We start from the raw sequence: 13502 nt of genomic DNA, 5'->3' as shown, positions 1-13502 counted from the left end.
AACAGCGCGGGCGGCGGATGGCTGAGAGGTGCCATGAAGGTCACTTTGGCGACGCACGGCGGGCTGGCGGCGCCGGTACTCGCCGGCCTCCCGCCGGACGTGGTGGACACCCACGCCCTGCCCGAGAGTGCTGCGGCCGAGTTGTCCCGGCTGGTGGCCGCGGCCGTTCCGGCGGCGGCTGCGGGAGACCCGGAGCCCCGCAGGCGCGCACCCGATGCCATGAGTTACTCGATCACGGTCGAGGAGGGCGGCCACTCGTCCGTTCTCGTCCAGTCGGACACGGACATGTCCCCGGAGTTCGCGGCGTTGCTGCGGTGGCTCAAGGGGCATGCCGGGCGGGAGTGAGAGAGGAGTCGAGGCACGCCGCCGGGCAGCCTCGCGTCGGTCGTCAGCGGTGCACCAGGACGTCGGGCGTGATGCCCTCGTAGCCCCGCAGCGCGCCCGGTTCCGGCTGGTTCTCGAACCCGGCCATGCGCGCGACCGAGTCGAGGCGGTTGACGGCCTCCCGCAGGTGCGCGGCCCCGCCCAGGGCCACGTACATTCCGACCTCGGGGTGGAGAAGGGTGGCGGCGACGTCGTTGTCCGTGCGGGACTGGGGGTAGTTCACCCATATGTCAGCGGTCGCTCTCGCCCCGACAGGAACCGTGCCCTGGGCCCACAGGAGTTCGACCTCGACGAGGTGACGGCCCGGTGCGGAGAAGGCGAATCCGTCCGAGTCCCAGTACACCCTGGCCTCGGCTCCCAGGTCGCTGTTCGCCTCCAGGGGCTTCAGCGCCACGTGGTCCGTGCGGATCACCATCGAGCGCAGTGTCTTCTGCCGGCCGTGGGGGTCGGTGATCCTGATGAACGCGTGCTGTGCCTCGATACCGAGGTCGGAGGGCACGGGGATGGGCAGGCGCGTCCGGTTGGACAGCGTCCACGAGAGGCACAGCGGTTCACCCAGGTCGATCTTGTCGTGGTCCACCTCCAGCTTCAGGTGGAGTTCGTCGGGGCTGAAGAAGAGCCGGTCCACGGAAGGGACGCTCGTGCTGTGCCCTGAGCCGAAGGTCAGCCCACCGGGGCGGACGGCCACGTCCGGCCAGTGGATCAGGTGGTGCCGGACGTGTTCGTTGAACGCCAGGACGATGTCCGTGGGGAAGACTCCGGGAGGGCCGCCCAGCACGTTCGCGACGCTGGGCGTCGTCGTCATGATGGAGTTGTCGGCACCGCCCTCCTGCTCCTGGTGGACCTGGTTGAAGCCATGCCCCAGTTCATGGCAGGCGCTCCGCAGGAACGCCCGCGACACGTCACGCTGCCGCTGGTCCGCCGCGGAACCGAAGAAGGGGGACTCGGCCGAGGGGTAGCCGTCGTCGCAGAAGCTGGCCACGCCCTCTCTCGGCACATCGACCGTGTCGTACATGACGCCACGGCCGCAGCCGATTCGCGCGGGTACGACGACGAGGTGCAACCGCCATTCCTTGTCGAGGTCGGTCGTCGGTTTGCGCACCGCCCGCATGAGCTGGTGCAGGTCGGCATGGCTCCAGCAGTTCGTACTGGTGACGCCGTCGGGCACGGGAATCTCGATCTGGTCGTACTCGACCGTCACGTCCCAGTTGGCGGAGGCGAACACGGTGCGGACGTCCTCCGTCCCGGTGCCGGACGCGTCGGGCGTCGGCTGGGGCGCGACCGCACCGGTCAGGGTGTCCACCTCCACCGTGGCACGCCGGAAGTGGGGAGAGATCCACCGCAGGGTGACGGTCGCCCGGGGCGTCCCCGCCTCCGTCAGGCTCCCCTCGAACGTGGGCCCGCCGAGGATCGGAGGGGTGGGCACGGGGTGCAGCACCATCGTGAACGTACGGCTGGGGCCGGCCGGGAACGTGCCGTTGAACGAGCCCGGCGAGGGCTGGGTGTAGCAGTACTCCTCGACGGTGAGTGTCACCAGGTGAGGTCCGGGCGGGAGCGGCGGACTCTGCCGGATCCCGGTCACCTTCAGATAGGAGTAGTACTTGTTCCTCGGATGGACGGGTATCTCGGGGCGTCCCAGCGCCGTGGGGTCGAGGCCGGCGAGGACCGCCGGTGAGTGGCCCGTCTCGGCCGCTCCCGCGTGCCCGTTGGCCTGCAGCGCAAGCGGGAGGTTGAGAAAGCGGTAGAGGTCCCCGCTCGCAGTGGTGCTGCTGCCTCTCCGCTCCACCCGCAGAGTTCCCGCATACGACACCAGCGCGGGCGTGGGGCGGATGGTCAGCTGGTAGCAGCCCTGCTTCAGGCCGACACCGGGGGCCGCGAACGGAGGGAAGGGAGTCGCCTCGGGATGGTTGTCATGGATCTCGGCGGTGGGCCGTTCCCGTACCGGCGTCCCTTCTCCTGAGCCCAGGTTCTCGCCCGTCTCGACGGGCTCCGCCAAGGGCAGCGCTCCCGTACCGGCGGCGAGGGGCGGCGGTGCGAACTCCATGCCGGACGGACGCGGGTGGTCCGAGGCGATCCTGTCGTACATGCTTGCTCCCTCGACTACGTCTTCGATCACGTATCTCTGTCGGTCAGCCGTCCGCCATCGTCCGGATGACCGTCGGCCGCAGCGCCTCGTACCGTTCTGGGAGTCCGGCGAGCAGCCAGCGTTCCAGCGTCCTCGCGGAGTCGGCGAGGACGCTGTCACCGGTGGCGACCAGACCACCGAAGATCCGGTAGGTCTGGTCGCCGTCCTCGACCACGAAGCCTCGGTAGCCCAGGCCGGGCGGCGTGGCCGCGGGGGCCGCCGCCGGTCCGAGACCGGCCATCAGCCGGTGGAAGGTCGTCCGCGCCTCGTCGTCCAGCCGCCAGCGCGGGTTGGGGCGGCCGCTGAACACGTCCAGCTCGACGATCACATCGGTCTCCGTGGCTCCGAGATCCCGTACGCGGGCAGCTCAGTTGATGACCACGGACCTGCCTGCGTAGAAGTAGCCGCAGAAGTCGGTGTAACCACCGCGGTCGCAGGTCTCGGGGTTGGTGATGAGCGCGCCGCGGTTGTCGTAGTTGCGGGCCGCGGTGCCTCCGGGCTTGTGCCCCCAGAAGTCACCCTTCTGCTCCCGGTACCAGTGGTAGTCCCAGCCGGGCCAGACGGCCAGGGCCATCAGCCGGCGCGGTTTCTCCGAGTCCGGCAGGCAGTGGTACCGGTGCACCAGCCCGTCGGCGAGGGCGGCCTTGGTGACGCTGGCGCAGGCCATGTTGCTGGTCTGGGCGCCGTGTGCCCGGCCGGGCTGGGCGAAGGTGTCGGTGCGGTGGTTGCGGGCGTAGTTGTAGCAGTTGTTGTGGGGCTGCACCTCCGGTCGGTTCCAGAAGTCCGGGTTGAACTGGCTCACCTCGTACCAGCAGGTCTCCTTGGCGTCCCGCTCCTGGGTGCTGGACCTCTCCGGGGGCTGCGGAGGAGCCTGCATGCCGCGGTTCCAGGCGGGCGGGTTCTCGAAGAAGGTGTCGAGCTGCTCCAGGACGAAGTCCCGGGTCTGCGTGTCGACCGGGGTCAGAGCGTGCTCGACCAGCGTGACATCGCCGTACTGGGGCATGTCGGCGATGAGGCGGCGGGCCAGCTCCCCGGACCTCGAGGGGTCGGCCGCCGCGATGGTGCCGAGCGCGAAGGTCTGCGGCAGCCGCTCGGGCCAGGCAGTCATGTCGTCGGACGCCGTGGTGACCACCACCTCCCGGTAGCCGAGACCGTCGTACCCGGCACCGGGCAGTCCGATCGTGTCGCCCGCCGCTCGGGCGACGGTTTCCAGCAGGGTTCCAGCGGCGTCCTCATCGGTGACGACCCAGGTGGGGTTGGGTCGGCCGGAGAAGATCTGGACGGTGACGCGAAGCATGACGCTTACCTCCGATGCGGGTGGCGATGCTGGGCCTGTATCGGCACAAACCGCCTCAGGCCCCTTGGTTCGAGTGTCATGCCGGGTGGTCTGGCTGACGCGCGGGGAGGACCGTCAGAGGTCCGTTCGGGTGTCGACGAGGGGGACGGAGAGATCGCCGCGATCCAAAGCCATGGCCGACGTCACCGAACGTGACGTCGACTCGGCGGCACGTCCACCGCCAGTCTCCGTAGCTGCTTCAACAGTCCTACGTTGAACGGAAATTCGCACAGCTCCCGAGACGTAGGAGCGCGAGGACGCCCCCCTGCGTGAACAGCCGTTGCCGCAGGGGCTGTTCAGACTGACCCGTCAAAGAGGCACGTCCTGGCGGGTCGGGGGCAGGGCCACCTCGCCGTACGACGGCGTCATGCCCTTCGGTGGCCGGCCCGCCCGGATGTCCGCCGCCGCCTCCAGCGCCGCGCCCAGCGCCCTCCGGTACAGCAGCGAGCCGAGGCTGATGCGGCGGACGCCGGCGTCGGCGAGGTGCGGGACGGCCGGGCCGCCGGGCGTGTAGAGGACGTTGAGGGGGACGTCCATGTGGCGCACCAGGGCGGCGATCCGCCGCAGGTCGGTGAGGCCGGGGACGAACACGCCGTCGGCGCCCGCCTGCCGGTAGGCGTCGAGGCGGGTGAGGGTGTCCGTGGTGTCACCGTCACCGAGCCAGTGGGTGTCCGTGCGGGCGTTGACGAAGAGGGCGGGTGCCGCCTTCTTGACCGCGGCGATCTTCGCCGCGTGCCGGGCTGCCGGTCCGAGGCCGTCCTCCAGGTTGATGCCGACCGCTCCCACGGCGTGCAGCTCGCGTGCGAACTCCGCCACCTCGTCCGGGTCGTCGCTGAAGCCGCCCTCCGCGTCGACCGACAGCTGGAACGGTTCGGACCCCAGGACGAATGCGAGCCGGAGCGTCTCCTCGCGGGTCGCCGCCACACCGTCGGGCAGTCCGGCGACCGCGGCGACGCCCAGGCTCGTCGTCGCGATCGCCCGGAAGCCCTGCCCGGCGAGGGCCCGGGCCGAGGCGTGGTCCCAGGCGTTGGGCAGCAGGAGGGGCTCGTCTTCGTGGTGGAGGTCGGCGAAGGCAGACATGGCGCCACGCTAGGCGCGGATCGCTTCGGCGCGGACCGAAGCATGGCCTCCGAGTGCCGTGGCAGCCTTCCCCGCCGCCACGGCCCTGAGGATCGCCCGTCTCAAGCCGTGACGTCCACGCCCGAGTCCGTCAGCCGGACCCGTGTCACGCCGCCGTCGCTCCAGCGGACCTCCAGTGCTCCGGCATCGTCCGCGCGTACGGAGACCGACTCCTCCAGCGGGGCGGGGTCCGGCTCGGCCGTCAGGCGGGCCAGGGCGACGAACAGGGTGGCGGTCTCGCCCACGACGCCCGTCAGGGAGTCCGTGAGTCCGATCGCCGGTACGAGTTCGGCCCGCAGACCCTCCCCCACCGGCCAGCCGGTCACCCGGACCGGCGTGCCGGGCTCCGCGCCCGTCACCAGATGTGCCCGGACCTCCACGGCCCCGCGCGCCAGCACGGCACTCGTCACCCGCGCCCCTGCGCCCGCCGTGTGCCGGGACGCCGCCCAGCCCTCGCCGACGCCCAGCGGTTCGATGCCGGTGCGGCTCGGGTCGTCGCCGACGATCACGCTGTTGTCGTACGACGGGGAGGTCGACGGGGACGGGGCCGTCACCGTCGAGTACGCCAGACGCGTGTAGTAGGGGTCGTAGCGGACGTCCTCGCTGCCGTGATTGTGGAGGCGGACCACACCGTCCGAACGGGTCGACTGGAGCAGCCAGTTGGGCGGGCCGACAGGAGTGACGGCGTCATCGCGCTCGGCCGGTCCGGGTTCCTCCGCCGCCGTCCACACCTCGTGGTCCGCCGGGAGGAGCAGGCCGAGGAAGCCCTTGCTCGCCCAGTACGGGGAGGCCGGGCCCGAGTAGCCCTGGAGGACGGAGGCGTCGGGGCCGTGCCAGCCCAGGGACAGCAGGCCCCTGTCGTCCACCGCGCCCCGGTCGAGGAAGTACCGCAGCGCTCCGGAGGCAAGGCGCCGGGTCTCCCCCGGCGACAGGGGCGTACGGGCGGTCAGCGCGCCCAGCCACAGGGGGGCCGTCGTCGCGAAGCGGTACGTCAGGGAACGCCCCTGGTGCATCGGGGCACCGTCGCCGCCGAACAGCCGGGCGTAGTCGGAGAGGTGGCGCGAGAGGCGGTCGCCGTAGAGGTCCAGCAGGCGCTCGTCCCCGTCCAGCCAGGCGTGCAGCACCGGGTAGAGGTGCATCGCCCAGCCGTTGTAGTAGTCGAACTTGCGGCCGTCGCCGTCGGTGTACCAGCCGTCGCCCAGGTACCACTGCTCGATGCGTTCCAGCCCGCGGTCGATCGCCGCGCGGGACGCGTCCGGCTCGTGGCCGACCTCGGCCAGGAAACCGCCCACCGTCACCGGGAACAGCTCCCAGTTGCAGGGCCATGCCTCGGCGGTGAGCGCGTCGCCGAGCCAGGCGGCCGTCCGCTGCCGTACGCCGTCGTCCAGCCGGTCCCACAGCTGCTCCCGCGTCAGACGCAGGGCGAGCGCGATCGACGCCGCCTCCACCAGGGGCTGGCCACGGTCCTCGATACGGGGCCAGACGCCCGAGACACCGGCGGCGAGGCCGGTGGCGTAGCGCTCCAGGGCCTTCTCGTCGCGGCGGAACGCGGCCAGCAGGAGGGTGCGGGCGTAGCCCTCCAGGCCGTCGGAGAGGCGGCCCGACCAGCTGGTCCGGTCGCCGGGCAGGTAGTAGAGCGCGCGGTCGTCGGTGGCGTAGGGCTCGACGGCGGTGAGTAGCGCGTCGGCCGCCGCCTCCCAGTGGGCGCGGGTGTAGCCGGTGAACGGAGACGTCGTGCCGTCGGCGGGAGGCAGGTGCATCGGTTCTCTTTCGTGCGCGGGTTCGTGCTCGGACGCTCGGATCGACCCCGACCGGCCGTACCCGACAGGTCGGACCTGGAGCGCCCCGGTTCCGGTCGGGGCGCCCCAGGGGCTCTATCCCACCCGCACCTTGCCCTTCGGCACCAGACGCCGGGTGACGAGTTCGTCGCGGACCAGGCCCGCGTAGGCCGTGGCACCGCGCACGGAGGTGTGCGTGTTGTCCCGCGCCTCGTTGTAGAGGTACAGCGCCTTCGAGCCCTCCACCCCCAGGGACTCCACGAGCGCCTTCGTCTTCGCGGTGAGGTCGATCAGCGGGACGTTCCGCTCGGCGGCGACGGATCGGGTGACCGCCGGGTGGTCGACACCGAGGCCGTTGACCAGGAGGGCGGTTCCGTTGTTCAGCGTGCCGTCCGGGTTGAACCAGCGTCGCACGACAGGAGTGACAAGGACCGGCTGTCCGCCCCGCTCGCGGACGCCCTCCACCAGGGTCTCCAGGTTGGCCCGGTAGGTGGCCTCGTCCGTGGTCTTGTCGTTGTGGGCGAGCTGGACCAGGACCAGATCGCCGGGGCGGATCAGGGGCCGTACGGTGGCCCACAGCTTCGGGTTCCCCAGATAGGAGACCGTACTCTCCCCGGAATCTGCGTAGTTGGCGACGGACAGGCCCTCGCGGAGGTACTGGGGAAGCTGCTGGCCCCAGCCGGAGTACGGGTCGCCGGGCTGGTCGCAGACGGTGGAGTCGCCGACGAGGAAGATCTGGCGGGTGTGCCGGGCCGGGGTGACCCTGATGTCGGCGAGGGCCGGGGCGGAACCGCCGATCCGCAGGTCGAGGCCGGGGGTGCCCTCGGGGCCGGTGGGCTCGCCCTCGGGGGTGCGGACGTTCACGGTGAAGCTGCGGGTGACGCGCTTGCCCGCCGGTGCGGCCGTCTCGGGGAGCAGGGTGCGGCGGGTCTCGCCGCTGACGCTGGTGGCGGACGCGGACTCTCCCCCGAGCAGGACCCGCACGTCGTACGTGCCCGGGGGGACATCGAAGTGGCAGGTGTCCGCGGCGCACTGTGCGAGGCCGGTGTGCGCCTGTGCGGGTACGGACGGCAACGCGCTCCCGAGGGCCACCGCCGCCACGACGGCGATGCTGAAACGTCTCACTCGGTGCTCCTCCCAGCGGACGACAAGACCTGGAGGTGGACCGTACCGCTCCGGACAAGCGCTTTCTAGACCCCGAACAGCATTCACGAGATGGACAACTTCACATGACCGAAAGCCCTTTCGCGAAATCGATTCAACTGTCACCCTCACTCCCACCCGAACTCCCCCCACCTCCCGAGGAGGCCCCCCATGTCCGGATCCGCGAACAGACCGGTCGGCCGCCGCGCCTTCGTCCTCGCCGCCGGCGCCGCCGCGGGCACGGCCCTCACCGGCACGGCACACGCCGCCGCCTTCGGCTACAGCGACGACGGCTCGAACTACGTCGTCGACACCGGCGCCCAGCTGGTCTTCAAGGTCAGCAAGTCCACCGGCGACCTGACCTCGCTGGTCTTCCGGGGCACGGAGTACCAGGGCTACGGCGGCATGAACTCGCACATCGAGTCCGGGCTCGGCGCCTCCACCGTCGGCATCAGGCAGTCCGGTTCGACGATCCTCGTCTCCGTCACGCACGGCACGCTGAAGCACTACTACGCGGCCCGCAGCGGCGAGAACAACATCTACCTGTGGACCGACAAGGCCGACACGTCCGTCTCCGCGACCCGGTACATCGTGCGTGTGAAGAAGGGCGCGTTCCTCAACGACGAGCCCGACTCGTACACCTACGCGCCGACCACCATCGAGGCCTCGGACGTCTTCAGGAAGTCCGACGGGCAGACCCGCTCGAAGCACTACTCCAAGCGGCGCGTCATGGACTACGACTACGTCGGCTGGTCGGCCGGCGGGGTCGGCCTGTGGGTCGTGCGCAGCAACCACGAGAAGGCCTCCGGCGGGCCCTTCTACCGCTCCCTGCTGCGCCACCAGAGCGCCGACGGCGGCGGCCTGTACGAGATCCTGTACTACGGCCAGAACCAGACCGAGGCCCAGCGGTTCGGCCTCCAGGGCCCGTACGTCATCGCCTTCACGGACGGCGGGGCACCCTCCTCGGCGCTGTTCCCCGGCACGCTGACCACGCCGTGGGCCGACGCGCTCGGCATCTCCGGGTATGTGCCGGCGAGCGGCCGGGGCAAGGTGGCGGGCGTCGGGATCTCGGGCCGGAACACGGCGTACCCGTACACCGTCGGGCTGGCCAACGCGGCCGCGCAGTACTGGGGTTCGGCGCGTTCCTCGGACGGCTGGTTCTCGATCGCGGGCGTGCTGCCGGGCACGTACACGCTGACCGTCTTCAAGGGCGAGCTGGCGGTGTACACGACGTCGGTGAGCGTGTCGGCGGGCGGGACGACCACCCTGAACACGATCGCCCTGCCGTCCTCCAACGATCCCGCGGGCGCGAGCGCGATCTGGCGGATCGGGGACTGGAACGGCACGCCGGGCGGGTTCAAGAACGCGGACCTGATGACGTACGCGCATCCGTCGGACGGAAGGGCCGCGTCCTGGACCGGGAACGTGGTGATCGGTGGCGGCGGGGAGACTGCCGCCTTCCCCTGCTACCTCTGGAAGGACGTCAACAGCGGCATCCTCGTGTACTTCAGGCTGACCGCCGCGCAGGCCGCCGCCGCGCACACCCTGCGCATCGGCGTGACGACGGCGTACGCGAACGGCCGCCCGCAGATCTCCGTGAACGACACCTGGACCTCGGCGATCCCCTCCCCGCCCACCCAGCCGAACACCCGGTCGCTGACCAACGGTTCCTACCGCGGCAACAACCACACGTTCACGTACAGCGTCCCGGCGTCCGCCTGGAAGACGGACACGAGTCAGTACAACGTGCTCAGGATCGACGTGGTGAGCGGGTCGGGGGCGACCGGTTTCCTCAGCGCGGGGACGGCGATCGACGCGATCGATCTGCTGGCCTAGGCACTCCGGGGCTTGTCATGTTCCGCGCGTCCACTGCTGGTTGGTTCCTCCGTTGCACGTGTACGTGATGAGCGCGGCGGAGTTGGCGGTGGACGCGCCGTTCACGTCCAGGCACTCGCCGGTGGCCCGCGACCTGACGTTCACGTAGGAGCCGGTGGTGGTCAGGGACCACTGCTGGCTCGTCGCCGAGGAGCAGTTCTCCTGCGTGACCGTGCTCGCGTTCTCCTGGACGCACAGGGAGCTGTTCCTGACCATGAGCTGGTAGTAGCCGCCGCCGACGGACTTGAACCAGTGCTTCTGGTTGGCACCGCCGTTGCAGTCGTACTGCTTGAGCTGGGCACCGGCCCAGAGCGACTGGCTCGTCACGTCCGCGCACTTGGAGGAGTGGCGGGCGATGAGGGTGTTGTAGGTGGCGCTGGTGCCGGAGACGGTCCCGGCGGCCGTGTCGAGGGTGACCTCCGGCGACCAGGACATGGACATCGTGGTCGAGTTGGAGAAGGTCAGCGGCAGCCAGACGTACCGCGAGTCGTTGACGGTCCCGCCGAAGGAGTTGCCCCAGCGGTCACCGAGGTAGAGGTACGAGGTGCCCGAGGTGCCCTGCACGGGCAGGACGAACGCGGTCTGCGAGCCGTAGGTCGTGGAGTCGCCGACGTTCTTCATGGCCGACCAGGGTCCGGCGATGTTCGTGGCCGTGGCGTACTGCTGCTGGTTGGGGTTCCAGCCCGTGGCGCCCGAGGTCAGCATGAAGTACACGCCGTTCCGCTTGAACAGGGCCGGGGCCTCGCGGTGGCCGCCGGGCCACGGGTTGGCGACCAGGCTCGCGATACCGGTGTAGTCGGCGGTCAGGCGGTAGATCTGGAGGTCGTAGTTCTCCCGCGCGGCGGAGATCATGTACCCGGCGCCGTCGGTGTCGACGAAGACCGTGATGTCCCGGGACATGTGCTGGCCGAGCGGCCGGAAGCTGCCCTTCCAGGTGTAGTTGCCGTCGACGGTGTCGGAGACGGCGACGGCGGCGCGGGCCTCGCTGTAGTCGGTGCCGTTCTCCTTGTGCATCCACATCACGAACTTGCCGGTGGACGCGTTGTACATGACCTTGGGCCGCTCGATGTTGGCGGTCGCGAGCTCCGGGTCGCTGGCCTCGGTCAGGACGTGGTTGCGGAACTCCCAGTTCTTCAGGTCGGTCGAGCGGTAGGCGTCGACGTACCGGAAGGTGTTGTCGGCGTTGCGGTGCTCGCCGAACCAGTAGTAGTAGGAGCCGACCTTGAGGACTCCGCCGCCGTGCGCGTGGACGGGGTTGCCCGAGGTGTCCTTGAACTGGGTGCCGTTGGTGATCGTCTGGGGCGCGGCGTGGGCGGGCCCGGCGGTGGCGAGGGCACCGAACAGCCCGAGGCACAGGGCGAGGAGGGCGGCGTACGCACGTCTCATCTCAGTCACCCGCCGTGGCCGTGTCGGCGACCGGGATGCCGAAGTCCGGGGTGCCGTCGGGCTTCCAGCCGAGCTTCTGGACGCGGGTGTGGCGGTTGGGGTCGTTCAGCGGGTCGCCGTTGATCTCCTTGTACTGGCGGGCGTGGTAGACGAGGACGTCGGTGCGGCCGTCCTCGGCGACCGTGAAGCAGTTGTGGCCGGGGCCGTACTGCTTGGTGGTGTCGTTGCTGGTGAAGACCGGGGTCGGCGACTTGGTCCAGCTGATGGGGTCCAGGAGGTGGCTGTCGGCGTCGGCGGTCAGCAGGCCCATGCAGTAGTTGAAGTCGGTGGCGCTGGCCGAGTACGTCATGAAGAGACGGCCGTTGCGCTTCAGCACGTAGGGACCCTCGTTGACCTTGAAACCGATGCGCTCCCAGTCGTACTCCGGGGTGGAGAGGCGCACCTGCGGGCCCTTCAGGGTCCAGGGGTTCGCCATCTCGGAGAGGAAGATGCCGGTGTTGTTGTCCATGCCGGGCTCGTGCTGCGCCCAGGCGAGGTAGCGGGAGCCCCGGTGGGTGAAGGTGGTGGCGTCGAGGGAGAAGGTCTCCCAGGCCGTCTTGACCTGGCCCTTCTCCACCCAGGTGCCCTTGAAGGGGTTGGGGTGGGAGTTCTCCAGCACCCAGATGCGGATGGCCCAGACGTCCTCTGCGGGCGCGGAGGCGAAGTAGATGTACCACTTGCCGCCGATGCGGTGCAGTTCGGGCGCCCAGATGTGCGCGCCCATGTTCCCGGTGGGGTGGGCGCGCCAGATGACGGACTCGGCGGCCGTGCCGAGGCCGTTCAGGGTGCGGGAGCGGCGCAGGATGATGCGGTCGTACTCGGGGGCGGTGGCGGTGAAGTAGTAGAAGCCGTCCTTGTGCCGGTGGATGTGCGGATCGGCCCGGTTGCGGACGAGCGGGTTCTCGAAGGGGGCCGGCTTGGGGTGCCTGGCCGGGGTGGCGGCCTGGGCCACGCCCGGGAGGGCGGGAACGGCGGCCAGGGCGCCGGCGGCTGCGGCACCCTTCAGCAGCAGTCTGCGGCTGGGGGATTCGGGCAGAGCGTGGTCGCGGTCGCGGCTCATGCGGGGGGCTGCCTCTCACTGGGGACACACGGCGTAGTCCGATGCGTCGTCCGACCTACCGATCGTCTGATATTTCGAACACCATCTGTCATTACGAACGCCGAAAAGGTAAGGGTGTGCCACCAGGAGGTCAACGGGTCTGACGGGACGAAGACGGCCGGGTCTCAGAAGGGGCGGCTGTACGGGTACTTGTCCACGCGGTCGTAGATGGCGCGCAGCCAGGGCTCACGGACGGCGGGCAACCGGGCCAGTGTGCGGAGGAGGATGCGCGGGTCGGGCCGGAACAGCGACCGGGGGCGCAGGGGCAGGGGATCGTCGCGCTCGACTCCGTCGGGCAGGCGACCGGTCGTGGGCGTGGGCAACCGCGCGGGCCGGCGCGCCAGGTGGAGCCAGACGCCGGCGGGCACGGGCACGGTGTGCGTGACGCCGGGCGGTGCCTGCCACACCTCGCCGGTGCGCGGGTGCCGGGGGGCGAGGACGATGTCGGGGTCGGCGTCGGGGACGGGCAGGCCCGGTCCGGCGAGGGCGGCCGTCTTCCTCGGTGAACGCGCCTGCGGGAGCAGCAGGTCGAGTGCTCGGCCCAGCGTCTCGGCCAGGAGGCCGTCGGGGACGCACACCGGTGTGCCCGCCGAGGCGGCCAGCAGGTGGGCGAGGGCCGCCCCGAGGGCCGCCTCCCACCGGGGATCCCACCAACCGCCCTGCTCGACGGGCGGGATGGCCTCGAACTCCCGGCCCAGCGCCGCCCAGTCCGCCGGGCGAGCGGGTGCGTCCGCGGTGAGGGGGTGAACGGCGTCCGGGTCGAGCCACACCGCCTGCCAGAGCGTGCAGTCGTCGACGCGTGTCGCGACGGCCTGTCCACACCGGGCGCAGGCCAGGTTGGGGCCGCTTCTCCCGTCCAGGCCCAGGCAGTAGCCCTCGCACCGCTCGGGGAGGAGAACGGTGCCGCGCATGTCGCCGGGCGCGACGACGACCGCGCCCGGCGACCCGAAGGACAGCGCGGGCACGGGCGCGAACACGCCCCGGGCCAAGGACTCCTGCGCCCCGATGTCACTCCACTGCCGCCAGGGCGGGCCGGAGGGTTCGGGTTCGACGGCGTAGGTGCCCGATTCCATCAGGGCGGGGAGCAGCTCATGGCCGTAGGCCTGATGGGCGTGGTCGGGCAGCGCCACCCGCGACACGGGCACGGTCAGCTCGGCGCCGCATCGCGTACACCCGAACACGGCCACACGGCCTCCCCCTTGCTTTCCCCCTGGTCAG

General features: G+C 70.7%; 11 protein-coding genes. 2 read left to right on the top strand and 9 right to left on the bottom strand.

Annotated features, from left to right (window positions below):
- The first annotated feature begins 33 nt into the window (after window positions 1–33).
- Entirely contained in the window at window positions 34–345 is a 312-nt protein-coding gene (locus ACIBK5_RS22350; RefSeq protein WP_399021647.1) for a protealysin inhibitor emfourin, read from the top strand.
- A gap of 43 nt (window positions 346–388) precedes the next feature.
- Here the strand turns inward: ACIBK5_RS22350 and ACIBK5_RS22345 are convergent, their stop codons facing one another.
- The 6 genes from ACIBK5_RS22345 to ACIBK5_RS22320 form a co-directional block, all read right to left on the bottom strand.
- Complete coding sequence (locus ACIBK5_RS22345) at window positions 389–2470, bottom strand: hypothetical protein (protein ID WP_399021645.1); 2082 nt, start codon at window positions 2468–2470, stop codon at window positions 389–391.
- A 43-nt stretch (window positions 2471–2513) separates the two neighbouring features.
- Window positions 2514–2837 (bottom strand): hypothetical protein, encoded by a 324-nt coding sequence (locus ACIBK5_RS22340; RefSeq protein ID WP_399021643.1) that lies wholly within the window; start codon window positions 2835–2837, stop codon window positions 2514–2516.
- A gap of 39 nt (window positions 2838–2876) precedes the next feature.
- Window positions 2877–3806, bottom strand: coding sequence for a hypothetical protein (locus tag ACIBK5_RS22335; protein WP_399021641.1), 930 nt, complete (start codon window positions 3804–3806; stop codon window positions 2877–2879).
- Between the two features lie 348 nt (window positions 3807–4154).
- Window positions 4155–4925, bottom strand: a complete 771-nt coding sequence (locus ACIBK5_RS22330) for an isocitrate lyase/phosphoenolpyruvate mutase family protein (protein ID WP_399021639.1) — start codon at window positions 4923–4925, stop codon at window positions 4155–4157.
- A 101-nt stretch (window positions 4926–5026) separates the two neighbouring features.
- Entirely contained in the window at window positions 5027–6724 is a 1698-nt protein-coding gene (locus tag ACIBK5_RS22325) for a DUF2264 domain-containing protein (RefSeq protein ID WP_399021637.1), read from the bottom strand.
- Between the two features lie 114 nt (window positions 6725–6838).
- Window positions 6839–7867 carry a rhamnogalacturonan acetylesterase gene (locus ACIBK5_RS22320; protein WP_399021635.1) on the bottom strand — a complete coding sequence of 343 codons (1029 nt, stop codon included), beginning with the start codon at window positions 7865–7867 and terminating at the stop codon, window positions 6839–6841.
- Between the two features lie 189 nt (window positions 7868–8056).
- On the opposite strand from ACIBK5_RS22320, the gene ACIBK5_RS22315 reads away from it, so the two are divergent.
- A complete protein-coding gene (locus ACIBK5_RS22315; RefSeq protein ID WP_399021633.1) occupies window positions 8057–9721 on the top strand; it encodes a rhamnogalacturonan lyase B N-terminal domain-containing protein in 1665 nt (554 codons plus the stop codon).
- Between the two features lie 15 nt (window positions 9722–9736).
- Here ACIBK5_RS22315 and ACIBK5_RS22310 read toward each other — a convergent pair whose 3' ends face one another.
- The 3 genes from ACIBK5_RS22310 to ACIBK5_RS22300 form a co-directional block, all read right to left on the bottom strand.
- Window positions 9737–11146, bottom strand: a complete 1410-nt coding sequence (locus ACIBK5_RS22310; RefSeq protein ID WP_399021631.1) for a family 43 glycosylhydrolase — start codon at window positions 11144–11146, stop codon at window positions 9737–9739.
- A 1-nt stretch (window position 11147) separates the two neighbouring features.
- The gene (locus ACIBK5_RS22305; protein WP_399021629.1) at window positions 11148–12245 is read right to left on the bottom strand and encodes a family 43 glycosylhydrolase; all 1098 of its coding nucleotides are present in this window, start codon (window positions 12243–12245) and stop codon (window positions 11148–11150) included.
- A 164-nt stretch (window positions 12246–12409) separates the two neighbouring features.
- A complete protein-coding gene (locus tag ACIBK5_RS22300; protein WP_399021627.1) occupies window positions 12410–13471 on the bottom strand; it encodes a hypothetical protein in 1062 nt (353 codons plus the stop codon).
- Window positions 13472–13502 lie beyond the last annotated feature (31 nt).

This window comes from Streptomyces sp. NPDC050546, from assembly GCF_044457425.1.
Taxonomy (GTDB): Bacteria; Actinomycetota; Actinomycetes; order Streptomycetales; family Streptomycetaceae; genus Streptomyces.
This window is presented reverse-complemented; position numbering and strand designations above follow the sequence as displayed.

Coding starts and splice junctions, on each gene's coding strand:
- ACIBK5_RS22350 (WP_399021647.1), top strand. CDS start 34: ATGAAGGTCACTTTGGCGACGCACGGCGGGCTGGCGGCGCCGGTACTC.
- ACIBK5_RS22345 (WP_399021645.1), bottom strand. CDS start 2,470: ATGTACGACAGGATCGCCTCGGACCACCCGCGTCCGTCCGGCATGGAG.
- ACIBK5_RS22335 (WP_399021641.1), bottom strand. CDS start 3,806: ATGCTTCGCGTCACCGTCCAGATCTTCTCCGGCCGACCCAACCCCACC.
- ACIBK5_RS22330 (WP_399021639.1), bottom strand. CDS start 4,925: ATGTCTGCCTTCGCCGACCTCCACCACGAAGACGAGCCCCTCCTGCTG.
- ACIBK5_RS22325 (WP_399021637.1), bottom strand. CDS start 6,724: ATGCACCTGCCTCCCGCCGACGGCACGACGTCTCCGTTCACCGGCTAC.
- ACIBK5_RS22315 (WP_399021633.1), top strand. CDS start 8,057: ATGTCCGGATCCGCGAACAGACCGGTCGGCCGCCGCGCCTTCGTCCTC.
- ACIBK5_RS22310 (WP_399021631.1), bottom strand. CDS start 11,146: ATGAGACGTGCGTACGCCGCCCTCCTCGCCCTGTGCCTCGGGCTGTTC.
- ACIBK5_RS22305 (WP_399021629.1), bottom strand. CDS start 12,245: ATGAGCCGCGACCGCGACCACGCTCTGCCCGAATCCCCCAGCCGCAGA.